Here is a 22,515-nt window from a genome sequence, read left to right on the forward strand (position 1 = left end):
CGATACACTCGCTGACATGTCTGGCCAGTCGCTTCTTGTCCCGGGAAAGATCTCCCCCACCCGCCCGGTCCCCGCCTCGATCCCGCGCCCCGAGTACGTCGGCAAGGAGGGCCCGACCCCGTACACGGGGCCCGAGGTCCAGGACGCCGAGACGATCGAGCGCATGCGGATCGCGGGCGGGATCGCCGCGCGCGCGATGGCGGAGGCCGCGAGCCGGATCGCGCCGGGGGTCACCACGGACGAGCTGGACCGTGTGGCGCACGAGTATCTGTGCGACCACGGGGCCTACCCCTCGACGCTGGGCTACCGCGGCTTCCCCAAGTCGCTGTGCTCCTCGGTCAACGAGGTCATCTGCCACGGCATCCCGGACTCGACCGTGCTGCGCGACGGCGACATCGTGAACCTCGACGTGACCGCCTTCATCGGCGGGGTGCACGGCGACACCAACGCCACCTATCTGTGCGGCGAGGTGGGGGACGAGTCGCGGCTGCTGGTGGAGCGCACCCGGGAGTCGCTCAACCGCGCGATCAAGGCGGTCAAGCCGGGCCGCCGGATCAACATCATCGGCCGTGTCATCGAGTCGTACGCCAAGCGCTTCGACTACGGCGTGGTCCGCGACTTCACCGGCCACGGCATCAACTCGTCGTTCCACTCCGGATTGATCGTCCCGCACTACGACAGCCCGCATCACACCACCGAGATCAAGCCGGGGATGACCTTCACCATCGAGCCGATGCTGACGCTGGGCAGCTACGAGTACGACATGTGGGACGACGGCTGGACGGTCGTGACGAAGGACCGGAAGCGGACGGCGCAGTTCGAACACACGCTTGTGGTGACCGACACAGGCGCGGAGATTCTGACCCTCCCATAGGCGCGTATTGCCTAATTTTTACTCTTAGCTTACGGATCCTTGGGGCTGAGCTGGAGCTGGATAGGTAAGCCTCAGTTAAGTTAGGGCGGCCTATCCGGCCCCTGTCTCGACATGTCGCCATGTCGGCATGCTGCCCGATCTCGACTGGAGTCCGTTTATGAGAGCCGCCCGCTCCTCCGCCGTCACCGCCATCGCGGCGGTGGCCTCGCTGGCCGCCGTGTCCGGCTGCGCCGAGAAGTCCGACGCCAAGGGCTCCGACGCGATCCGGATCACGGCGTCCGACGACAAGTGCGAGGTGTCGAAGACCGAGTTCCCGGCCGGGCACGTCAAGCTCGCGGTGGAGAACAAGGGCTCCAAGGTCACCGAGGTGTATCTGTACGCGCCCGGCGACCGGATCGTCACCGAGCGGGAGAACATCGGCTCCGGGCTCAAGGCCAACATCACCGCCGAGGTCAAGGCGGGCACCTACGAGATCGCCTGCAAGCCCGGCATGAAGGGCCGCGGCATCCGGCAGAAGGTGACCGTGACCGGCGGCAAGGTCGCCAAGCGGAACCCGAAGCTGGACAGCGCGGTGGCCGACTACCGCACCTATGTCCAGGCGCAGGCCGACGAGACGCTGCCGAAGGCCCAGGCGTTCGCGGACGCGGTCAAGAAGGGTGACCTGGAGGCCGCGAAGAAGGCGTACGCGCCCTCGCGCGTCGGCTGGGAGCGCACCGAGCCGGTCGCCGAGTCCTTCGGGGACATCGACCCCAAGGTGGACATCCGCGAGGACGGCCTGGAGAAGGGCCAGAAGTGGACCGGCTGGCACCGGCTCGAGAAGTCCCTGTGGAAGGACAAGAAGATCACCGCCGAGGACAAGGCCCTCGCGGACCAGCTGATCAAGGACCTCAAGGACTGGCAGAAGCGGGTCGGCACCGCGGACATCACCCCCACCGGCATGGCCAACGGCGCCAAGGAACTCCTCGACGAGGTGCAGACCGGCAAGGTCACCGGCGAGGAGGAGCGCTACAGCCACACCGACCTGGTCGACTTCGAGGGCAATGTCGACGGCGCCGAGAAGTCGTACCAGCTGCTCAAGCCGGTGGCCGCCACGAACGCCCCGGCCCTGACCAAGGATCTGGACAAGCAGTTCGCGGCGGTGAAGAAGCTGCTCGACAAGTACCGCGAGGGCGACGGGTTCGTGTCGTACGACACCGTCGGCGAGCCCAAGCGCAAGGAGCTGTCGGACGCGGTCAACGCCCTGGCCGAGCCGCTGTCCCAGCTCGCCGCGGCCGTGGCGAAGTAAGGGCGCGCCGAGCATGACCGAACAGACCACGTCCTCGTCCCCGGAGACCCCCGCCCCCTCGCGCCGCGCGCTGCTCGGCTGGGGCGGCGCGGGCCTCGCGCTCGGCGCCGCCATGGGCGGCGGCACCGCCGCCGCGCTCGGCGGCTCCGGAGACGACGCCCAGCCGGTGGCCGACGGCGGGGCCGCGGTGCCCTTCCACGGCGCGCACCAGGCCGGGATCGCCACCGCCGTACAGGACCGGCTGCACTTCGCGGCCTTCGACGTCACCACCGACGACCGCGACGAGCTGGTCGCCCTCCTGAAGGAGTGGACGAAGGCGGCGGCCCGGATGACGCAGGGTCACGCGGTCGGCGGCGGCGCGGTCGGCGGGCTCGCCGAGGCCCCGCCGGACGACACCGGCGAGGCGCTGGGGCTCAAGCCGTCCCGGCTGACCCTCACCTTCGGCGTCGGGCCGACCCTCTTCAAGGACAAGAAGGGCAAGGACCGCTTCGGCCTCGCCGGGCGCCGCCCGGAGGCCCTGATCGACCTGCCCGCGTTCCCCGGGGACAACCTGGACGCGGCGCGCAGCGGCGGCGACCTGTGCGTCCAGGCCTGCGCGGACGACCCGCAGGTGGCGGTGCACGCGATCCGCAACCTGGCCCGTATCGGCATGGGCAAGGTCGCGATCCGCTGGTCGCAGCTGGGCTTCGGCAAGACGTCCTCGACGACGCCGGACGCGCAGACCCCGCGCAACATGATGGGGTTCAAGGACGGCACCCGGAACATCGCGGGCACCGACTCCGCGGCCCTGGACAAGCATGTGTGGGTGGGCGCCAAGGCCGGCCCCGAGTGGCTGGTCGGCGGCTCGTACCTGGTGGCCCGCCGCATCCGGATGCACATCGAGACCTGGGACCGCACCTCCCTCAAGGAGCAGGAGGAGGTCTTCGGGCGCACCAAGGGCGAGGGCGCGCCCATCGGCAGGCAGCGCGAGCACGACGAGCCGAACCTGAAGGCGATGCTGCCCACCGCGCATGTCCGGCTGGCCCACCCCGAGGCCAACGGCGGCGTACGGATCCTGCGCCGCGGCTACTCCTTCACCGACGGCACGGACGGCCTGGGGCGGCTGGACGCGGGGCTGTTCTTCCTCGCGTACCAGCGGGACGTACGGCAGGGGTTCGTACCGGTGCAGCAGCAACTGGCGCGCAACGACGCGCTCAACGAGTACATCCAGCACGTGGGTTCGGCGCTCTTCGCCGTCCCGCCGGGCGTCCGCGACGCGGGCGACTGGTGGGGCCGGGCGCTGTTCTCCTGAAGAGAAAGGCCAACCTCGTGTTCGGCAACTACCTGATCGGACTGCGCGAAGGGCTGGAAGCCAGCCTGGTCGTCTGCATCCTCGTCGCCTATCTGGTCAAGACCGACCGCCGCAAGGCGCTGCGGCCGGTCTGGCTGGGCATCGGCATCGCGGTCGCGCTGAGCCTGTCCTTCGGCGCGGCGCTTCAGTTCGGCTCGCAGGAGCTGACCTTCAAGGCCCAGGAGGCGCTCGGCGGCTCGCTGTCGATTCTCTCGGTCGGCCTGGTGACCTGGATGGTGTTCTGGATGCGGCGCACCGCCCGGCACTTGAAGTCCGAGCTACAGGGCAAGCTGGACGCGGCGCTGGCGATGGGCACCGGCGCGCTGGTGGTCACGGCCTTCATGGCGGTGGGCCGGGAGGGCCTGGAGACTGCGCTGTTCGTGTGGACGGCGGTGCAGGCGAGCAACGACGGCACGCCGCGGCCGCTGGTCGGGGTGGTGCTGGGGCTGCTCACCGCGGTGCTGCTTGGCTGGCTGTTCTACCGTGGGGCGCTGAAGATCAACCTGGCGAAGTTCTTCACCTGGACCGGCGCCATGCTGGTCGTCGTGGCGGCGGGCGTGCTCGCGTACGGCTTCCACGACCTCCAGGAGGCGGAGTTCGTCCCCGGCCTGCACAACCTGGCCTTCGACATCAGCACGACCATCCCGCCGGACTCCTGGTACGGCACCGTGCTCAAGGGCGTCTTCAACTTCCAGCCGGATCCGACCGTTCTTCAGGTATCGGTGTGGCTGCTGTATCTGGTCCCCACGCTCGCTTTCTTCCTGGTCCCCGGTAGGGTTGCGCCGTCCAAGGCAGTCCCGAAGGAGCCCACGCCTCATGACACCCACGTCACGCAGGTCACAGCGTCGGCAGAGCGCAGTTCCGACAGCCGCGGCAGCGGCGGTGGTGACGCTGGCGATGACGCTGACAGGGTGCATGACGGTGCACGGCGAGCGGGAGAACATCCCGTCCATCGCGAAGGATGAGGCGCCGAAGGCGCTGAAGCGGTTCACGGACACCTACAACAAGTCCTACCGCGAGCTGGATCCGGCGCTGGCGAACCAGGTGCAGACCGGCCCGCTGCTGGACATCAGCGCGGCCGACCTGAAGGCGCAGCACGCCGCGAAGCCCGACGGGAATCCCGCTTACCCGCCGCTGCGGCTCACCGACGCGCGATACGCCATCCCCAAGCAGGTCGGCTGGCCGAAGTTCTTCGTGGCGGACACCGAGAGCAACCGCGATGACAACCGCTGGCTGCTGGTCTTCACCCGGGGCGGCGCGGACCAGCCGTGGAAGGCCGCGTATCTGTCGATCCTCAGCCAGGACGAGGTACCGGACTTCCAGCTCGACAAGGACGGCTGGGCGAGGTCCGTGCCGGCCGAGGGGGTCACGCCGAAGCTGGCGACACGGCCGGACAAGCTCAGCGCCGAGTACACCGACTATCTGATGACCGGTGAGGGCGAGATCTTCGCGGACGGCCAGGCGACGTCGGGGCTGCGGACCTCGCGGAAGAAGTTCGTACGCACCCCGAAGTTCTGGACCGAGTACATCGACACGGCGGCGGAGGGCACCCGCTACGCCCCGGTGGGGCTGCGGCTGAGGGACGGCGGGGCGCTGGTCTTCTTCACCTCCCACCACCGGCAGAAGCAGACCATGGCCAAGGGCTACCGGCCCAACCCCACCCCGCAGATCAAGGCGCTGATGACCGGCGAGGCGAAGAGGTCGGTGACCTTGACCCGGGTGTCGGAGTCGGCGGTACGGGTCCCGGCGAAGGACGCGGCGGACCCGAAGGTGGTGTTCCTCAACCGGCTGGAGGGCGTGACCGCCGCGAAGGGCGAGTAGGACTCGCCCCGGTCGCCGTGCCGGCGAGTAGGACTCGCCCCGGTCGCCGGGCCGGCGGGCGTCAGCGTCCTATCGGCCAGGCGTGCGACTCGTGCTCATGCCCCTCGTCCGCGAACCGGGCGCAGGCGTCGGTCAGCGACTCCAGCAGCGACAGCGGGTCCGGCAGCGGCCGCTCCGGGCCCAGCAGCCAGGCCACCCGCCCGTCCCCCGGCAGCCGCGCGGGCGGCAGGAGCACATAGCTGCCCCGGCAGTGCCAGCGCAGCCCGGGGTGCTCGTCCATGGTCTCGGGGTGGCAGTCCAGCTCGCAGGGCCACCACTCGTCCTCGTCCTCCGGGGTGCCCCGGGTGGCCGTGAAGAAGAGCATCCGGTCCTGGTGCAGATCGGCGCTGGTGGTGGCGACGGGCCCGACCTCGATACCGGCCTCGCCGAGCCGCTCCAGGGCCAGCCGGCCGGCGGCCAACGGCACGTCCAGCACGTCATGGACGATCCCGGTGGCGGTGATGAAATTCGCCTCGGGGTCGCCCGCGAGCCAGCGCGCGACCTTCTCCGGGTCGGTGGTCGCCTGCGTCTGCCAGGCGAACGAGACGGGGTGCCGGGCCGGGGTCGGACAGCCGATGCGGTCGCAGGAACAGCCGTACCCGGAGGGGTGGGCGGCCGGCGCCAGCGGGAACCCGGCGGCGGCAGCGGCCATGAGCAGATCCTCGCGGGCGCCGGGCGCGCCCGCCCCCGTGCCCGTGTCGCCGCCCGCCCCGCTCCGCGGTCGGCGCAGCCACTGGGAAAACCTGCCCTTGCGTTCCATCTACCGCCTCGCTTCCCCGCCGGTGCCGCCGAATGCCCAGCCATTGCTGCCAATGCTGCCACCATCCTGCTCCCGAGGTGGCCGGTGTTCATATCCGGGGTGCCCGGACCCCACCTCTGGGTGCGGATATCAGGCATAACCGAACAGGCGCCCCTAGCGTTCCCTTTATGGTCACGAGGTCACTACTGACTGGTATAGCGGTCCTCGCCCTTTCGGTGCCGGCCGCCGTCCCCGCCCTCCCGACCGGGCGGCGCGGCGGGTCCCCGACCGCCGACACGCTCCCGACGATCACCTTCGTGGCACACCGCGGCGGGGCCCTGGAAGCGCCCGAGAACAGCATGTCCGGGCTGACCGCCGCGTTCGAGCGCGGTGCCGCCCAGGTCCTGGACTTCGACACCAGGATGCTGCGGGACGGCACGCTCGTGGTGTTCCACGACGCGACGCTGGACCGTACGACGTACTCGTCCGGCCCCGTGAGGTCGCTCACCGCCGCCCAGTGGCGCTCCGTACGGCTGCGCCCGGACCCGCGGCTGCCCGGGGCCTGGCGGCCCGAGGCGCCGCCGACCGTCGGCGAGGCGCTGGACCGCTTCGGCGGGCGCCGGGTGCTGACGGTGGAGGCGAAGGACCCCGACAGCCTGCCCCGCCTGGCCGCGATGATCCACGAGCGCGGGCTGACCCGCTCCGTCTTCGTCAACAGCAACCGCGTCGAGGTGGCGCGGCAGGTGCACCGGCTGGGGCTGCTGACGCAGCTGTGGCGCTCGGCCCCGCAGCTGCGCGAGGACCGTCCGGACGGGTGGCGGGGGTTCGTGGACCTGCTGGACGTGGACTACCGGGCGCGGCCGGAGGACCTGCGGCGGGCCGTACGCTCCGGCATCCGCCGGGTGTGGGCCCATACGGTGAACACGCCGGAGGCGCGGGACCGGATGCTGCGGCTGGGCTGCGGCGGCATCATCACGGACGCGCCGACGCTGCTGACGACGCCGTGACCTCACCTTTGTGGGTCACCTTTTGTGGGTCACCTTTTGAGGATCCCCCGCAGCGCCGTCTCGACCACCGCGTCCGCGTACTCGTGGGTGAGCGGGAGGGTGCGCAGCAGCCAGCGGTGGGTCAGCGGGCCGCACACCAGCTCGACGGCGACCCTCGGGTCGACGTCCCGCGCCACCTGCCCGGCGTCCTGGGCGGCCCGCAGCCGCTCGGCGAGCAGCCGCAGCGACGGCTCCAGGACCCGGTCCACGAAGTGCGCGCCCAGCTCGGGGTTCACCAGGCCCTCGGCGGTCAGCGCGCGGGCGGGCAGGTCGTACGCGGGCGCGTTCATCTCGTCGACGGCCGCCCGCAGCACCAGCTTGAGGTCCGCCTCCAGGTCCCCGGTGTCCGGCAGCGCGGCCCCGGCGCCCTCGGGCGCCTGCCCCCCAGCGGTGAAGGCGTCGAGCAGCACCGCGGCCTTGGAGGGCCACCAGCGGTAGATCGTCTGCTTGCCGACCCCGGCCCGGGACGCGATGGCCTCGATGGTGAGCCGGGGGTAGCCGAGTTCGCCGATGAGCTCCAGGGCGGCGTCGAGGATCGCCCGGCGGGAGCGTTCGCTGCGGCGGGCGGAGTCGGGCGCTGCTTTGTCGGCCATGGCCGACAACCTATCGACCCGGGAAACCATCCGAACGGCCCCTGCCCGGGGCGGGCACCGGGGCGCACCATGTGTCCAGGACCACGTACGACGATCCGTACGGGCCAGCATCCCCGTGAGGAGCCATCCTTGTCCTTGCGTAGCCCCGAGCGCCGCGCCACCGCGCGCCGCTATCTGATGTGCCCGCCGACCCACTTCAGGGTCACCTACTCCATCAACCCCTGGATGGACCCGGCCAAGCCCGTGGACCTCCCGCTCGCGCTCGCCCAATGGGAGGACCTGCGCGACCGCTACCGCTCCCTCGGCCACACCGTCGAGGTGCTCCGGCCCCGCCCCGACCTGCCCGACATGGTGTACGCGGCCAACGGCGCGACCGTCGTCGACGGCCGCGTCCTGGGCGCCCGCTTCGCCCATCCGGAGCGCACCGGCGAGGCGGCGGCCCACCTGGAGTGGTTCCGCGCCCACGGCTGGGCGGAGGTGCGCGAGCCCGAGCACGTCAACGAGGGCGAGGGCGACTTCGCCGTGACCGCGTCCTGGCTGCTGGCGGGCCGCGGCTTCCGCAGCAGCCCGCTCTCGCACCCCGAGGCGCAGGAGTTCTTCGGCCGCCCGGTGCTGGGCCTGGATCTCGTCGATCCGCGCTACTACCACCTGGACACGGCGCTGTGCGTGCTCGACGACACGACGGACACGGAGATCATGTACTACCCCGGCGCCTTCTCCCCGGGCAGCCGGGCCGTGCTCGGGCGGCTCTTCCCCGACGCGATCATCGCCACGGAGCGGGACGCCGCGGCCCTCGGCCTCAACGCGGTCAGCGACGGCCGCCATGTCCTGCTCCCGCAGGCGGCGGCCGGGCTCTTCGACCCGCTGCGCGAGCGGGGGTACGAGCCGATCGCGATGGACCTGAGCGAGCTGCTCAAGGGTGGGGGCAGCGTCAAGTGCTGCACGCAGGAGCTACGCGCCCGGGCGGCCGGCTAGGCCAGGCCTGGGGTGCTCTCCCCTACCCGCCCCTTCCCTCAACTGGGGCTCCGCCCCAGACCCCGGGGTCCAGGGGCGAAGCCCCACCCGGCGGCGGAGCCCCGCGCGGCGGAGCCGCATATGGACAGGGGCTCGACAGAGGCTCGGCAGGAGCCGGGAAGGGGCGGGGCAGTCTCCGCTGTGCGGCTCCGCCGCACGGGGACTCCGCCGTACGGGGGTCTGGGGGCGGAGCCCCCCCCACGCGGCGGAGCCGCACATCGGCAGGGGCCGGGAAGGGGCGGGGTGGGGTAGGGCCCGCCGCAGGCGTCAAGATCCGCGGACGGGGCCTGGGCGCCCGGCGGCCGCGCGGCGGTGCCGCGCCCTGGGCCGGCCGCCTGCCGGCCCGGCAGGCGGGCACGCCCGGGGGCGGACGCGGGCCGCCAGAGGCGGGCGGGGCGGCGCCCCGCGGCCGGTAGAATTTGGCGGATGCACGCCCCCGCCCCCGAGGCCGCCCGCACGGGCGAGACGCTGCGCGCCGCGCTCGCCGGTCTGCTCGACGGGCTGCCGCCCCGGCAGGCCGCCCAGGCCACGGGGCGGCTGATCGAGAACTACCGGGGGCGCACCCCGACCGACGCGCCCGTGTTGCGCGACCGGTCCGATGTCGTCGCCTACGCCGCGTACCGGATGCCCGCGACCTTCGAGGCCGTGCGCTCCGCGCTCGCCGCCTTCCGCGCGGCGGCGCCGGAGTGGACCCCGGCCACGCATGTCGACATCGGTGGCGGCACCGGCGCGGCCACCTGGGCGACCGCCGCGGCCTGGCCGGACGGCGCCCGCGCCACCACCGTCCTGGACTGGGCCGAGCCCGCGCTCGCCCTCGGCCAGGAGCTGGCCCGCGGCGCGGAGGCCAAGGCGCTGCGGGAGGCGCGCTGGCAGCGCCGGGCCATCGGCGACGGCCTGGCGCTCCCCGACGCGACCGACCTGGTCACCGTCTCCTATGTGCTGGGCGAGCTCACCGACGCCGACCGCCGCGCCGTCGTCGACGAGGCGGCCCGGGCCGCCTCGGCCGTCGTGCTGATCGAGCCCGGCACCCCGGACGGCTATCTGCGCATCCGCGAGGCGCGGGAGCGGCTGCTGGCGGCGGGGCTGCGGGTGCTGGCCCCGTGCCCGCACGGCGCGGAGTGCCCGATCGAACCGGGCACGGACTGGTGCCACTTCGCGGCCCGGGTCAGCCGGTCGTCGCTGCACCGGCAGGTGAAGGGCGGTTCGCTGCCGTACGAGGACGAGAAGTTCGCGTACGTCGCGGCGGCCCGCTTCCCCACCTCCCCCGCCACCCCCGCGGACGCCCGCGTCGTACGCCGCCCGCAGCTCCGCAAGGGCCAGGTGCTGCTCGACCTCTGCACCCCGGACGCGGGCCTGCGCCGCGAGACCGTCACCAAGCGCCAGGGCCCCCTCTATCGCGCGGCCCGCGACGCCGACTGGGGCGACGCCTGGCCCGCGGCGAACGACGGCGCCTGAGCCGCCCCTATTCCAGCGCCCGCGCCAGCGCCGTCCCCGCCGCAGCGCGCGGGGCGCTGTCGGCCGGGCGGCGGCGGGGGTGGACCGTGTTGGCCAGGAGGACCAGGAACGAGGACGTGGCGCGGTCGAGCACCAGGCTGGTGCCGGTGAAGCCGGTGTGGCCCGCCGCGCCCCGGCCGGCCAGCTCGCCCATGAACCAGGGCCGGTCGAGCTCGAACCCCAGCCCGGGCGGGGCCAGCATCAGGTCGACGGACTCCGGGCGCAGCACGGGTGGGCCCGTGCCGAGCAGGGCGCGGCACAGCAGGGTCAGGTCCGCGGCGGTGGAGAAGAGGCCCGCGTGGCCGGCGACGCCGCCCAGGGCGTAGGCGTTCTCGTCGTGGACGACGCCCCGCAGCATGCCGCGGTCGAGCTTGGCCCAGGGGCGCCGCTGGTCCTCGGTGGCGGCGATGCGGGGCAGCCAGGCGCGGGGCGGGCGGAAGCGGGTGGCGGTCATGTCGAGGGGGCCGGTGATGTCGTCGCGTACGAGGTGGTCGAGCGGGCGGCCGGCCACCCGCTCGACGACCCGCTGGAGCAGCAGGAAGTTGAGGTCGGAGTAGCGGCGGGCGGTGCCGGGCGGGGTGGTCGGGGGTTCGGCGCGCAGCCTGGCCAGCCGCTGTTCGTGCTCGTCGTAGTCGTACAGGGGGAGTTCGGGCAGCAGCCCGGAGGTGTGGGTGAGCAGCTGCCGCACGGTGATCCGGTGCTCGGCGGCGGCCGTGAACTCGGGGGCGTACGCGGCGACCCGGCCGTCCAGGTCGAGCTCGCCGCGCTCGACGCACCGCACGGCGACGATCGTGGTGAACAGCTTGGTGAGGGAGGCGAGGTCGAAGACGGTGTCCGGCTCCTGGCCCCGCCCGGCCCGCATCGGCACCCACCGCTCGCGTGGCAGCTCCACGCCGCGGTCCGTGGCCTCGTCGTACGCCGCGTACCGCACCGCCCAGCCGAAGGCCTCCTCGGCGAGGATCTCCGGGCCCTGCCCGGCGGCCACGACCACGCCGGCGCACCAGCGGCGCTCCCCTTCGGGAAGCGCCGCCACAGCTTGGATCAGCTCGTTCAGGTCGTTGTGCGCTGCTGCCACGGACGGCACAGTGCCACGAAGCAGACCACGGCCACCAGCGCACACACCAGCTGGACCACGGTCATCGGCACGGCCGTGTGCTCGCCCGCGATGCCCACCAGCGGGGAGGCGATCGCGCCGACGAGGAAGGAGGAGGTGCCCAGCAGCGCGGACGCGGAGCCGGCCGCGTGCTTGGTACGCATCAGCGCCTGGGTGTTGGTGTTGGGCATGACCAGGCCCATCGCGGACATCAGCACGAACAGCCCGGCGGCGATCGGTACGAGGCCGACGTCGCCGAAGACGCCGGTGGCCATCAGGCACAGCGCGACGGCCGACAGGGTGATCGCGGCGAGGCCGACGGCCAGGGCAGCGTCCAGGCTGACCCGCCCGGCCAGCACCTTGCCGTTGAGCTGTCCGATGCCGACCAGGCCGATCGAGTTGATCCCGAAGAGCAGGCTGAAGGTCTGCGGGGAGGCGCCGTAGATCTCCTGGACGACGAAGGCGGAGCCAGACACATAGGCGAACAGGGCGGCGAAGGCGAAGCTGCCCGCGAGCATGTAGCCGGTGAAGACGCGGTCGGCGAGCAGCCCGCGCATGGTGTGCAGCGCCTGGCCGACGCCGCCGCGGTGGCGCTGCTCGGGTGGCAGGGTCTCGTGCAGATAGCGCCAGACGACGAGGGTGAGCAGCACGCCGACGACGGTCAGCACGACGAAGACGCCGCGCCAGTCGGTGATGCGGAGGATCTGGCCGCCGAGGAGGGGGCCGGCGACGGGCGCGACACCGGAGATCAGCATGAGGGTGGAGAAGAAGCGGGCCATCTCGGCGCCGTCGTACAGGTCGCGGACGACCGCGCGGGAGATCACGATGCCCGCGGCCCCGGCGAGCCCCTGGAGCAGTCGGAAGGCGATCAGCAGCTCGACGCCCGGCGCGAAGGCGCAGATGGCGGTGGCGACGACGTAGATCACCATGCCGACGAGGAGGGGGCGGCGGCGCCCCCACTTGTCGCTCATGGGGCCCACGACCAGCTGGCCGAGCGCCATGCCCGCCAGACAGGCGGTGAGGGTGAGCTGGACGGTGGCGGCGGAGCTGCTCAGCGCGCCGGTGACCTCGGGCAGGGCCGGGAGGTACATGTCCATGGACAGCGGCGGGAGGGCGTTGAGCCCGCCGAGGACGAGGGTGACGATCAGACCGGCGCGGCGGGCGCTGCGCGGCGCGGGGCCGGGGGAAGGGGCGGCGGTGCGGGGGGTGGACTCGGGGAGGGATATGGATCTGTGGTCGGGGACGGTCGGGTGGCCTGACGGCGGCATTCAGCTCTCCGTGAGTTGTTGAGTCTTCTCTATGCTCTCAGCAATTCGTTGTGGTCATGACCGGCTTTTGTCCGGTGGGAGAGCGGAGTGGGCATGGGGATGGCCGAGAGTGTGCGGTGGGGGATTCTGGCGACGGGCGGGATCGCCGCGGCGTTCACGGCGGACCTGCTGGAGATGGCGGACGCCGAGGTGGTGGCTGTCGGCTCCCGCACCCAGGAGTCCGCCAAGCGTTTCGCCGAGCGGTTCGGGATACCGCGCGCGCACGGCAGTTGGGCGGAGCTCGCCGCCGACGAGGACGTGGACGTGGTGTACGTGGCCACCCCGCACTCGGCGCACCGCGAGGCGGCCGGGCTGTGCCTGGAGGCGGGGCGCGCGGTGCTGTGCGAGAAGCCGTTCACGCTCAATGTGCGGGAGGCCACCGAGCTGGTCGGGCTGGCGCGGGAACGTGGCCGCTTCCTGATGGAGGCGATGTGGACGTACTGCGACCCGGTCGTCCGGCGGATGGTCGAGCTGGTCCGCGACGGCGCGATCGGCGAGGTGCGGGCGGTGCAGGCGGACTTCGGGCTGGCCGGGCCGTTCGACCCCGGGCACCGGCTGCGCGACCCGGCGCAGGGCGGTGGCGCGCTGCTGGATCTGGGGGTGTACCCGGTGTCCTTCGCGCAGCTGCTGCTGGGCGAGCCCGACGATGTCCAGGCGCGGGCGCGGCTGACGCCGGAGGGCGTGGACGAGAACACCGGGATCCTGTTGGGCTGGGACAGCGGCGCGGTGGCGCTGCTGGGCTGCTCGCTCACCGCCGATACGCCGCAGACCGCCTCGGTGACCGGGTCGGCGGGCCGGATCGAGTTCCCGCGCGGCTTCTTCCACCCGGAGCGGTTCGTACTGCACCGGCCGGGGCGGGATCCGGAGGTGTTCGCGGCGCAGGGCGGCGCGCGCCGCTTCCAGCACGAGGCGGCGGAGGTGATGCGCGCTCTGCGGGCGGGCGAGACGGAGTCCCCGCTGGTGCCGCTGGACGGCAGCCTCGCGGTGATGCGCACGCTGGACGCGGCGCGCGAGCGGATCGGCGTGCGGTACCCCGGGGAGCGCTGAGCGGGTGAGTCCCGCGGGCGGCGGCACCGCCCGCGGGACTCGACCCTCATCCGGCCCGGTCCGGCCTCAGACCTCCTGGAGGCCGGGGGCCTCAGACCTCCTGGAGGCCGGGGTTGCCCGCCTCGCTGACGAAGGACGCGGCGGTGGTGACCGGCGCGCCCGGCGTGGTGACCGCGGGGACCGTCTTGTAGTCGGCCCGGGCCGCTTCGCCGTCCAGGGTGACCGTCACATAGCCGCGGCGGCCGTTGTAGAACTTCATGTGCGGGTTGGCCGCCATGTACGTGGCCCAGTTGGCGGGCTTGTCGGCGCCGTCCTTGCCGCTGGTGATGGAGGTGCCGACGAACTCCACGCCCAGGGTGCGGGACGCGGTGTCGTTGAAGTCCTTCTTGATGTCGAAGGCGTAGTGGACGTGGACATCGCCGGTGAGGACGACGAAGTTCTCGATCCCGGCCGCCTCGACGCCCGCGAGGATCCGCTCGCGGGAGGCGGGGTAGCCGTCCCAGGAGTCCATGCTCAGCTTGGAGGTGGCGGCGGTGGTGTTCTTCCGCTGCGAGAAGGTGACCTGCTGCGGGAGGATGTTCCAGGTGGCCTTGGAGCGCCGGAAGCCGTCGAGCAGCCAGCGCTCCTGGGCAGCGCCGGTGAGGGTGCGCGACGGGTCCTCGGACTCGGGCCCGGGGTACTGCCAGCCGTCCCCGTAGGCCTGGTTGGAGCGGTACTGGCGGGTGTCGAGGATGTCGAACTGGGCGAGCCTGCCGTAGTGGAAGCGGCGGTAGAGCCGCATGTCGGGGCCGTCGGGCCGCTGGGGCATGCGCAGCGGCATGTTCTCCCAGTACGCGCGGTAGGCGGCGGCCCGGCGGATCAGGAACTCCTCCGGCGGGGTCCCGTTCTCGTCGGTGTCGCCCGCGTAGTTGTTCTCGGTCTCGTGGTCGTCCCAGGTGACGTACCACGGGAAGGCGGCGTGCGCGGCCTGGAGGTCCTCGTCGGACTTGTAGAGGGCGTAGCGCAGCCGGTACTGGTCGAGGGTGACCGTCTCGGTGTTGAAGAGGGCGGGCAGGGTGCGGTCGGTGTACTTGCGCGCGCCGCCGACCGCGTTGACGGCGTACTCGTACTGGTAGTCGCCGACGTGGAAGACGGCGTCCAGGTCTTCGTCGGCCAGGTGGCCGAAGGCGGTGAAGTAGCCGTCGTGGTACGCCTGGCAGGAGACCAGGCCGAAGCGGCCCTCGCGGACGTGGGCGCCGGTGGCGGGGGCGGTGCGGGTGCGGCCGGCGGGGCTGGTGAAGTGGCCGGCGCGGAAGCGATACCAGTAGACGCGGTCGGCGTCGAGGCCCCTGGCGTCGATGTGCACGGCGTAGTTGAACTCGGCGAACGCACCGGTGGTGCCCCGGCGGACCACGCGTCTGAAGCGGTCGTCGTGGGCGATCTCCCAGTCGACGCGCACGAAGCCCTCGTCGGGCAGCCCGCTGCCGGGCTCGTACGGGCGCGGGGCGAGCCTGGTCCACAGCACGACGGAGTCCGGCAGCGGGTCGCCGGAGGCCACGCCGAGGGTGAAGGGGTCCTCGGTGAGGGAGTGCGGGGTCCGCTCGGTGGCGTGGGCGCTGGGCAGGTTGGTGGTGAAGGCGATGGCCGCGGCGGCCCCGGTGACGGTGAGGAAGCGGCGGCGGCCCAGGCGCGCTGCCGCGGCTCGTATGGCCTGCTGATGCGGGTGGTGTGCCATCTTGGCTCTCCCCTGGCTCGTGGCGTCCGGCTGGTGGTGTCTCTCGTGGCTTCCGGCTGGTCGTGCCCGGCTGGTGGTGATGGGGGGGTGCGTCTGGGGGGTGGCTTCAGAGGCATTGCACGGGCAGAGGGCGGCCCAGCGCTAGCCTGTACACGTCATTCAGATGTCGGACCGGTGAGTTCCGCATCGGGATGGGACGTTTGGCGCGATATGCCGCCGCCCCGTGGGGTGTTGACGCCGTGCCGTACGCTGCGGACCCATGAGCGAGAGCGGTGGCGCGGTGCGCGCGTCGGAGGCGTCGGTCACCTCGAAGGTCGCGGTGGTGACCGGCGCGGGGTCCGGCATCGGCCGGGCGGTGGCCCTCGAACTCGTCGACGCGGGCTGGTCGGTGGCCCTGGCCGGGCGCCGCCGGGAGGCCCTCGCGGAGACGGCACGGCTGGCGGGCCGGGAGGGGGCGGTGGCCGCGATCCCCACCGATGTGTCCCGCCCGGAGCAGGTCGACGCGCTGTTCGCGGCGGTACGGGACCGCTTCGGCCGCCTCGATCTGCTGTTCAACAACGCGGGCGGGTTCGGTCCGCGGAATGTGCCGCTGGACGAGCTGAGCCATGAGGACTGGCAGGCGGTGGTGGACACCAATCTGACCGGCGCGTTCCTGTGCGCGCAGGCCGCGTTCCGCCTGATGCGCGGACAGGACCCCCAGGGCGGCCGGATCATCAACAACGGCTCGGTCTCGGCGCACGCGCCACGGCCGCGGAGCGTCGCCTACACGGCCACCAAGCACGCCGTGACCGGGCTGACCAAGTCCCTCTCGCTGGACGGGCGCCCGTACAACATTGCCTGCGGTCAGATCGACATCGGCAACGCGGCCACCGACATGACGCAGCGGATGACCGCCGGTGTCCCGCAGGCGAACGGGGAGACCGCGGCCGAGCCGGTGATGGACGCCGCCGACGTGGCTCGTACGGTACGGCACATGGCATCGCTGCCACTGGAGGCGAACGTACAGTTCGCGACCGTGATGGCGACGGCGATGCCGTTCATCGGCCGGGGCTGACGGGCGAAAGTTCGTCACCACGCGTACTTATCCAGCCACTTGATCAGATAATGCGATCAAGTGCCGATTTCACCCCATAGGGTCATACGGAGTCGGCCGGCCATCGCCCCCCGGGGCGCCCCCTGGACTGTTCGCAGACACGTTCGTATGGCAAGGTCGTCTCCCACCCGCGCCGCCCACCATGCCGCTCACGACCGAAGAGAGACCGCCGTGCGTTCTCTGCCGCTCACGCTGGGCGCCCGCCTGCTGCCGGTCGCCGTACTCGCCGCCGCGGGCGTGGCCATGACGACCACCCCCGACTCCGAGGCGCGCCCCAAGCCCTCCGCCCACTCGCCGCGCCCGTCCACGAGCGCGCCCTCGGCCCCCTCCTCCGGCGCCCCGGTGGACGGGTCCTCCGGCGCGCCGGTGGACGGGCAGGGTGACGACACCGCCGCGGTGCGCTACCCCAAGCCCCCGGCCAAGCCCTGCGCCACCCTCCCGGCCGGCACGGTCAAGGACCTGGTGCCGGGCGCCCCGGCGGCCGGCACCGTGCTCACGACGAGCGATGCCACGCGCCGCTCGGGCTGCTCCTGGCACGCGCTGAGCGGCTTCGACTACCGCTGGCTGGACATCACCTACGACGTGTCGGCCGCCGCGGCCACGCGCGCCCGCTCCGAGCAGGGCGACGGCCCCAGCACCGCCGTGCCCGGCCTCGGCGACCAGGGGTCGGTCAGCCTGAACGTCACCACCGACGACAAGCAGCGGATACGCGAGGCGGTCGTGGTCGCGCGCCGGGCCAACGCGGTGGTCACCGTCACCTACAACGGGGGCGACTTCGAGACACAGGAGGCCGCGGGCACCGACGAGATACGCCAGGGCGCGCTCACCGCGGCGAAGAAGGCCCTCTCCGCGCTGGACGGCTGAACCCCGGCGCGCACCGTGAGCGACGATCCCCTACCAGGGGTAACCACCCGCCCCCTCGGTATTGTTCGAACAGGCAGGAAGCTGCAACTACCCCCACCCCAGGGCCCTCAGGAGTGCCAGTCTCTGCACAGCGAGACACCCTTGCCGGTGTCGTTGTGGACGAGAGGAGCTCAAGGTGATCAAAACGGGGGAGGCCGCGGCGGCGACCAATGTCCTGGTCGCCGATGGACACGCCCTGGCCAGACTGGGGCTGTTAACGCTGCTGAGCTCGGCACCCGGGCTGCGCGCCGTCGGCGAGGCCGCCGACAGCGACGGTGCCCGCGCCCTGGCCGCCCTGCACAGCCCCGACGTGATTCTCATGGACATCGCCCTGCCGCACCTGGGCGGCATCGCCACCACCCAGCGCATCCTGGAGGCCGCGCCCGCCCGACCGCCCCGCGTCATCATCACCGCCTCGGAGGTCAACGACGAGGAAATCCAGTCCGCGCTCCGCGTGGGCGCCGCCGGAATCCTGCTCAAGGACACCTCGCCGCAGAAGATGACCGCCTCGATCAGCGCCGTCGCCACCGGGGACATGGCCTTCTCCCCCAGCGTGATGGAGCGGCTGATCGACGCCTACACCTACCGGGCGACGGCCACCGACACCGCGGGGTCCAGCCTGGCCATGCTCACCTCCCGGGAGACCGAGGTGCTGCGGCATGTGGCCAAGGGCCGCAGCAACTCCGCCATCGCGCGGGAGCTCAAGATCAGTGAGGCGACCGTGAAGACCCATCTGAACCGGGCGATGACCAAGCTGGGCATCACCAGCCGGGCCGAGGCCGTGGCGCTCGGCTATGAGTGCGGCCTGGTCGTCCCCTCTCAGCCCCAGCGGGTCGCCTGAGCACCGAGGGCACCGGCCTTCCCCACCCCCTCCGACCCCACTCAGCCCTGTAGACGAGCCGCCCCGGCGGACCGGCCGGCGGCCGGTGCGCATGACGGCACCTCCGGCCGCCGGGCCGGCTCGACGTCCCCCGGAGAAAGCGCCGGAGAAAGAGAGGTCACCCCCGCTCCGCCACCTCCTTGATCCTGGCCAGGGTCTCCCGCATCCCCTCCACCATCAGCCGCTCCCGGCGGAACCCCACCAGGCCGCTGGCGTCGACCGCCCTGATCAGCAGATTGGCGCGCCCGACATGCTCCCGCCACTCGGTCAGCACCACACCCGCGCCGTCCGGCTCGATCCGATAGCCCCACCGCACCTTCGACTGGGCGACGTCGAAGGCGAAGACCTTCTCCTCCTCGCAGCGCACCACCGTGCAGTCGGTGGTCCAGAAGATGAGCCCGCGCCGGTTGGAGCCGCGGAACCGGGCGCCGACGGCCGGACCCGACGCCGGGGCCACCCAGCGCCCGCCGGTGCACTCGGGGCTGAACCGGCCCATGCCGGTGACATCGGTGATCAGCCGCCACACCCTGCCGGGCCCGGCGGCGATGGAGATCGAGACCTCGTCCACCGCTTCCCCTCCCGGTCAGCGCCCGTGCCAGTCCCGCATATGGGACCGGTGCACCTCGGGCACCACGGACGGGTCGTAGAACTCGTCGTAGAAGTCGACGTCCAGGTGGACGGACTGGAACCCCATCTGTGTGTGGTACGCGGGCAGATACGAGGGGAACCGGCCGGACTTCTTGTAGACGTACTCGCAGAAGGCCACCGTGGCGTCGACCGCCTTCTGGCTGATCCCGCTGATCCCCGACGCCACCTTCTCCGGCTCCCGCCAGCCGCCCCGGCCGATGCCGCCGCGGTAGATGCCGTTGTCGCCGAACTTGCGCTCGACGACCGCGTGCACCGCCGCCTCCATCGACTCGTAGTACGGCGGGCAGTACGGCTTGAGCAGCACCTCGCCGTCCCGCTCCAGGCCCAGCGGATAGGCGAAGCCCGCGTCCTGCCCGCGGAGCTTGAGGACCATCTTGGCCAGCGTGGGCACCCGGAAGTACTGGCTGATCGGCATCTCGGCCATCCGGAAGTCCAGCGCCTCGAACCATCCGCCGTCGTGCCCGGTGTAGTGCGGGAAGCCGCCCAGGCCCAGCGCCTGGCTGACCAGGCCCAGGTTCTGGAGCATCATGCCCATCTCGATGGCCGCGGTCTCCACCAGCAGGCGCTCGGCGAACTCCATCGGGAGCGCCTTCAGCTTCCGCGGGTCGTCGTCGAGGTGGCCGCCCTTGGACTTGCCGAACTTCCCAAGACCGGCGGGCAGATAGAACCGCCGCTCGTCCAGGCAGAAGGCCGCCATCTCCTCGTTGAAGAACTCCAGCAGGATGTTGATGTAGAGGTAGGAGAGGTCCTCGATCGGCAGGAAGTAGGTGGACCCGGCGGTGTGCAGCGACCACTCGTTGCCGGTCAGGTTGTACGGGGACTCGACCGGGGGATGGCGGCGCTCGGTCCCGATCTTGATCCGGGTGGCGCGGTACGCCCCGACGAAGTCGTTCTTCGCGACCAGTTCCTTGACGTCGTTCAGCTCCGCCGTGGACAGATCGGCGGGCCGGCGGATCAGATAGGTGGCCTCGTCGTCCATCACCACCATCGCCCCGCTCTGGAGCGCGTCGGAGCTGGAGACGGTGCGGCCGACCACGCCGGCCATCACATTGCCGCCCTTGCCCTTCTCCCAGTTCCAGTCGTTCAGCGCGGGGCCGGTGATGCCGCAGGCGGCGAACGTGAGGATCGCCTGCTCCTCCTCCGTCAGCGGCACCGGCTCGTGCTTGCTGCGGTACTCCAGCGGCCCGCCGGGGACGTTCATCCCCATGCCGAATCTACGGGCGCGGCGGGACTTCAGGCCCTCGATCAGCGGAAAGCTCTGCCATGTGTCGCTCGCTGACATGCTGTTGCTTGCTCCTAATCCTTGAGGAAGCGGCTGTGGACGATGCCCGGCCCCGGCCGGGGAACCACCAGTTGGCGGAGCCCATGAGCTTCATGGCGGCCGGGACGACGAACATCCGCACCAGCGTCGCGTCCACCGCGATCGCCACCGCCATGCCGAAGCCCAGCTCGCCGATGGGCTGGATCCCGGAGAGGGTGAAGCCGCCGAACACGGCCACCATCAGCACCGCCGCTCCGGTGATCAGCGGGCCCGTGGCGGAGATGCCGAGCGCCACGCTCTCGGTGTTGCCGACGCCCGCCTTGTAGTACTCGCGCACCCGGCCCAGCACGAACACCTCGTAGTCGGTGCTCAGGCTGAACAGCAGGGCCAGCAGCAGCACGGGGACGAAGTTGGTGACCCGGCCGGACGCGTCGAAGCCGAGCGCCTCCGCCACCGGGCTGCCCTCCTGGAAGGCGAGGGTCAGCATGCCGAACGCCACGGACACCGACAGCACGTTCACCGCGATCGCCTTCAGCGGCAGCAGCACCGAGCGGAACGACAGCATCAGGATCACGAAGATCGCCAGCAGCATCACCCCGACCACCGTGGGCAGCCCGTCGGCGATCACCTTGTTGGCGTCCACGCCCTCGGCGGTCTGGCCGCCGACCTCGATGCGCAGCCCGTTCCCGTCGGCCCGCGCCACCGTCCGGCGGACCTCCGCGAGCAGTTCGCGGGTCTTCGGCGCGGAGGCGTGCTCCTCGGGGATCACCTGGGCGATGAACTCGGTGCGGTCCTTGGAGACGAAGTACCCCACCGAGGCGCGGGCGGGTGCCGGCAGCCGGTCGCGTACGCCGGGTTCGAGCGCGTCGAACGGGCGCCCCGGGGCGGCCTGTTCGAGGACGTTCAGCGCGGAGTCCACCCGCCGGACGTGCGGCAGGGCCTCCAGCCGGTCATGGAGCTCGGTGATCCGCTCGCCCGCGCCGCGCAGCGGGGTGTCGGAGCGGATCAGCACCACCATCGGGGAGGCGTCGCCCTGCCCGAACTGCTCCTCCACCCGGTCGTAGGACTGGCGCACGGTGGAGGAGGTGGGGGTGATCCGGGCGTCCGGGGTGAAGGTGTCCAGGGCCAGCGCCGGGACCGCGCCCACCGCCAGCAGCGCGCTGCCGCCCACCAGGGACAGCACCGGGCGGCGCAGCACCGCGTGGGCGAAGCGGTACCAGCCGCGCTCGCGCGGGTCGGCCGACGCGCTCGCCGGGCGCAGCCTGGCGAACAGGTCCCAGCGCCCGATCCGGTCGCCGACCACGTACAGCAGCACCGGCAGCAGCAGCACGCTGGTGAGCACCGACACCGCGACCACCAGCGCGGCGCCGAGCGCGATCGACTGGATCACCGGCAGATCGACGAAGGCGAGGGTGGCCATGGAAACGATGACGGTCACGCCGGAGGCGACCACGGTCTCCCCGGAGGTGGCGAGCGCGGTCCGCAGGGCCCGCGGCACCGGCTCGCCGCCTTCGAGCTCGTCCCGGAAGCGGCGGATCATGAACATCGAGTAGTCGATGCCGACGCCGAGCCCCAGCATGGTCGCGGTGTTCTGGACGAACACCGACAGGTCGTAGGAGTCGGCGAGCACGGAGAGGATCGCGAAGGTGCCCACCGCCGCCGTGCCCGCGGTGATCATGGCGACCACCGCGGAGACCACGCTGCGGAACAGCAGCAGCAGAATCAGGGTGATCAGCGGCAGCACGATGATCTCCGCCTTGACCAGGCCCTCTTCGCTCAGCACATTGATCTCGCCGAAGAACGGGGCGGTGCCCACCATGCCGACGGTCAGGCCCCGCTCCTCGTACCGGGCGTCGAACTCCCGCTGGATGTCGGGCAGGATCCGCCGGGCGGTGCCGTCGTCCACGTCGAGGCCGAACATCTCGATCGCGGTGTGCCCGTCCCGGCCGACGAAGCTGTTCTCCGGCGCGCCCCTGAGGTCCGACCAGCCGTAGTGCGAGGCGACCCCCAGCCGTTTGTCGGCCGCGATGTCCGCCATCACCCGGTCGACCCGGCTCTCGAACCGGTCCGTTCCGGCGGCGAAGCGCTCGTCGTGGACGACCACGGTCACGCTCGTCTGCCCGCGGCCGCTGAACCCCTCCTTCTGCTGCTCCGCCACCCAGGTGGACTGCGAGCCGGGGACGTACCAGCCGCCGCCGCTCAGCTTGTCCGGCAGCGACATCGCGAGCAGCCCGCTGATCACCAGCAGTACGCCCCACACCGCCAGCAACGGCCATCGCACCCGGCCGATGAACTGTACGAACCGCTCCGTCACGTGGTCTCTCCCCCGGCTCT

The 22,515-nt window shown here is 72.0% G+C and carries 20 protein-coding genes; 12 read left to right on the plus strand and 8 right to left on the minus strand.

What is annotated here, in order from left to right; genetic code table 11:
- Positions 1-16 precede the first annotated feature (16 nt).
- The 5 genes from map (at position 17) to ACZ4WQ_RS02710 (ending at position 5,310) form a co-directional block, all read left to right on the plus strand.
- A complete protein-coding gene (gene map, locus ACZ4WQ_RS02690; RefSeq protein WP_311730078.1) occupies positions 17-874 on the plus strand; it encodes a type I methionyl aminopeptidase in 858 nt (285 codons plus the stop codon).
- 157 nt (positions 875-1,031) lie between these two features.
- Positions 1,032-2,159 (plus strand): iron uptake system protein EfeO, encoded by a 1,128-nt coding sequence (efeO, locus tag ACZ4WQ_RS02695; protein WP_398369956.1) that lies wholly within the window; start codon positions 1,032-1,034, stop codon positions 2,157-2,159.
- A gap of 13 nt (positions 2,160-2,172) precedes the next feature.
- Positions 2,173-3,450, plus strand: coding sequence for an iron uptake transporter deferrochelatase/peroxidase subunit (gene efeB / locus ACZ4WQ_RS02700; RefSeq protein ID WP_398369955.1), 1,278 nt, complete (start codon positions 2,173-2,175; stop codon positions 3,448-3,450).
- A gap of 17 nt (positions 3,451-3,467) precedes the next feature.
- A complete protein-coding gene (efeU, locus tag ACZ4WQ_RS02705; protein WP_311730081.1) occupies positions 3,468-4,454 on the plus strand; it encodes an iron uptake transporter permease EfeU in 987 nt (328 codons plus the stop codon).
- Positions 4,387-5,310 (plus strand): SCO2278 family lipoprotein, encoded by a 924-nt coding sequence (locus ACZ4WQ_RS02710; RefSeq protein WP_311730082.1) that lies wholly within the window; start codon positions 4,387-4,389, stop codon positions 5,308-5,310. Before efeU ends, ACZ4WQ_RS02710 begins: the two co-directional genes overlap by 68 nt.
- 61 nt (positions 5,311-5,371) lie before the next feature.
- On the opposite strand, the gene ACZ4WQ_RS02715 is transcribed toward ACZ4WQ_RS02710, so the two are convergent.
- Positions 5,372-6,109, minus strand: a complete 738-nt coding sequence (locus ACZ4WQ_RS02715; protein WP_311730083.1) for a bifunctional DNA primase/polymerase — start codon at positions 6,107-6,109, stop codon at positions 5,372-5,374.
- Between the two features lie 167 nt (positions 6,110-6,276).
- Here ACZ4WQ_RS02715 and ACZ4WQ_RS02720 point away from each other — a divergent pair, with 167 nt between their 5' ends.
- The gene (locus ACZ4WQ_RS02720) at positions 6,277-7,095 is read left to right on the plus strand and encodes a glycerophosphodiester phosphodiesterase (protein WP_361193494.1); all 819 of its coding nucleotides are present in this window, start codon (positions 6,277-6,279) and stop codon (positions 7,093-7,095) included.
- A 29-nt stretch (positions 7,096-7,124) separates the two neighbouring features.
- On the opposite strand, the gene ACZ4WQ_RS02725 is transcribed toward ACZ4WQ_RS02720, so the two are convergent.
- The gene (locus ACZ4WQ_RS02725) at positions 7,125-7,727 is read right to left on the minus strand and encodes a TetR/AcrR family transcriptional regulator (RefSeq protein WP_311730086.1); all 603 of its coding nucleotides are present in this window, start codon (positions 7,725-7,727) and stop codon (positions 7,125-7,127) included.
- Positions 7,728-7,904: 177 nt separating this feature from the next.
- Here ACZ4WQ_RS02725 and ddaH point away from each other — a divergent pair, with 177 nt between their 5' ends.
- Positions 7,905-8,702 carry a dimethylargininase gene (gene ddaH, locus ACZ4WQ_RS02730; protein ID WP_352131775.1) on the plus strand — a complete coding sequence of 266 codons (798 nt, stop codon included), beginning with the start codon at positions 7,905-7,907 and terminating at the stop codon, positions 8,700-8,702.
- A gap of 465 nt (positions 8,703-9,167) precedes the next feature.
- Entirely contained in the window at positions 9,168-10,196 is a 1,029-nt protein-coding gene (locus tag ACZ4WQ_RS02735; protein WP_385341585.1) for a small ribosomal subunit Rsm22 family protein, read from the plus strand.
- A gap of 7 nt (positions 10,197-10,203) precedes the next feature.
- Here ACZ4WQ_RS02735 and ACZ4WQ_RS02740 read toward each other — a convergent pair whose 3' ends face one another.
- Both ACZ4WQ_RS02740 and ACZ4WQ_RS02745 read right to left on the minus strand, forming a co-directional pair.
- Complete coding sequence (locus ACZ4WQ_RS02740) at positions 10,204-11,319, minus strand: serine hydrolase domain-containing protein (RefSeq protein ID WP_398369951.1); 1,116 nt, start codon at positions 11,317-11,319, stop codon at positions 10,204-10,206.
- Positions 11,286-12,596: a multidrug effflux MFS transporter gene (locus ACZ4WQ_RS02745; RefSeq protein WP_385341589.1), complete on the minus strand. Its 1,311-nt coding sequence runs from the start codon at positions 12,594-12,596 to the stop codon at positions 11,286-11,288. The genes ACZ4WQ_RS02740 and ACZ4WQ_RS02745 overlap by 34 nt, the downstream gene beginning before the upstream one ends.
- Positions 12,597-12,695: 99 nt before the next feature.
- Between ACZ4WQ_RS02745 and ACZ4WQ_RS02750 the strand changes: the two genes are divergently transcribed.
- Complete coding sequence (locus ACZ4WQ_RS02750; RefSeq protein ID WP_398369948.1) at positions 12,696-13,682, plus strand: Gfo/Idh/MocA family protein; 987 nt, start codon at positions 12,696-12,698, stop codon at positions 13,680-13,682.
- A 91-nt stretch (positions 13,683-13,773) separates the two neighbouring features.
- On the opposite strand, the gene ACZ4WQ_RS02755 is transcribed toward ACZ4WQ_RS02750, so the two are convergent.
- Positions 13,774-15,396, minus strand: a complete 1,623-nt coding sequence (locus ACZ4WQ_RS02755) for an alkaline phosphatase D family protein (protein ID WP_468021944.1) — start codon at positions 15,394-15,396, stop codon at positions 13,774-13,776.
- A gap of 259 nt (positions 15,397-15,655) precedes the next feature.
- Between ACZ4WQ_RS02755 and ACZ4WQ_RS02760 the strand changes: the two genes are divergently transcribed.
- The 3 genes from ACZ4WQ_RS02760 (at position 15,656) to ACZ4WQ_RS02770 (ending at position 18,233) form a co-directional block, all read left to right on the plus strand.
- Positions 15,656-16,450: an SDR family oxidoreductase gene (locus tag ACZ4WQ_RS02760; protein ID WP_468021945.1), complete on the plus strand. Its 795-nt coding sequence runs from the start codon at positions 15,656-15,658 to the stop codon at positions 16,448-16,450.
- Positions 16,451-16,660: 210 nt separating this feature from the next.
- Positions 16,661-17,353, plus strand: a complete 693-nt coding sequence (locus ACZ4WQ_RS02765; protein WP_468021946.1) for a hypothetical protein — start codon at positions 16,661-16,663, stop codon at positions 17,351-17,353.
- Positions 17,354-17,528: 175 nt separating this feature from the next.
- A complete protein-coding gene (locus ACZ4WQ_RS02770; protein ID WP_468021947.1) occupies positions 17,529-18,233 on the plus strand; it encodes a LuxR C-terminal-related transcriptional regulator in 705 nt (234 codons plus the stop codon).
- Positions 18,234-18,390: 157 nt separating this feature from the next.
- Here the strand turns inward: ACZ4WQ_RS02770 and ACZ4WQ_RS02775 are convergent, their stop codons facing one another.
- From ACZ4WQ_RS02775 to ACZ4WQ_RS02785, 3 genes are read right to left on the minus strand one after another with little or no spacing between them, the layout of a single operon-like run.
- Positions 18,391-18,840: an SRPBCC family protein gene (locus tag ACZ4WQ_RS02775; RefSeq protein ID WP_468021948.1), complete on the minus strand. Its 450-nt coding sequence runs from the start codon at positions 18,838-18,840 to the stop codon at positions 18,391-18,393.
- Between the two features lie 15 nt (positions 18,841-18,855).
- A complete protein-coding gene (locus ACZ4WQ_RS02780) occupies positions 18,856-20,202 on the minus strand; it encodes a hypothetical protein (protein ID WP_311722905.1) in 1,347 nt (448 codons plus the stop codon).
- Positions 20,135-22,495: an MMPL family transporter gene (locus ACZ4WQ_RS02785; protein WP_398369937.1), complete on the minus strand. Its 2,361-nt coding sequence runs from the start codon at positions 22,493-22,495 to the stop codon at positions 20,135-20,137. The genes ACZ4WQ_RS02780 and ACZ4WQ_RS02785 overlap by 68 nt, the downstream gene beginning before the upstream one ends.
- Between the last annotated feature and the right edge of the window lie 20 nt (positions 22,496-22,515).

It is taken from the genome of Streptomyces sp. NPDC028305 (assembly GCF_055569495.1).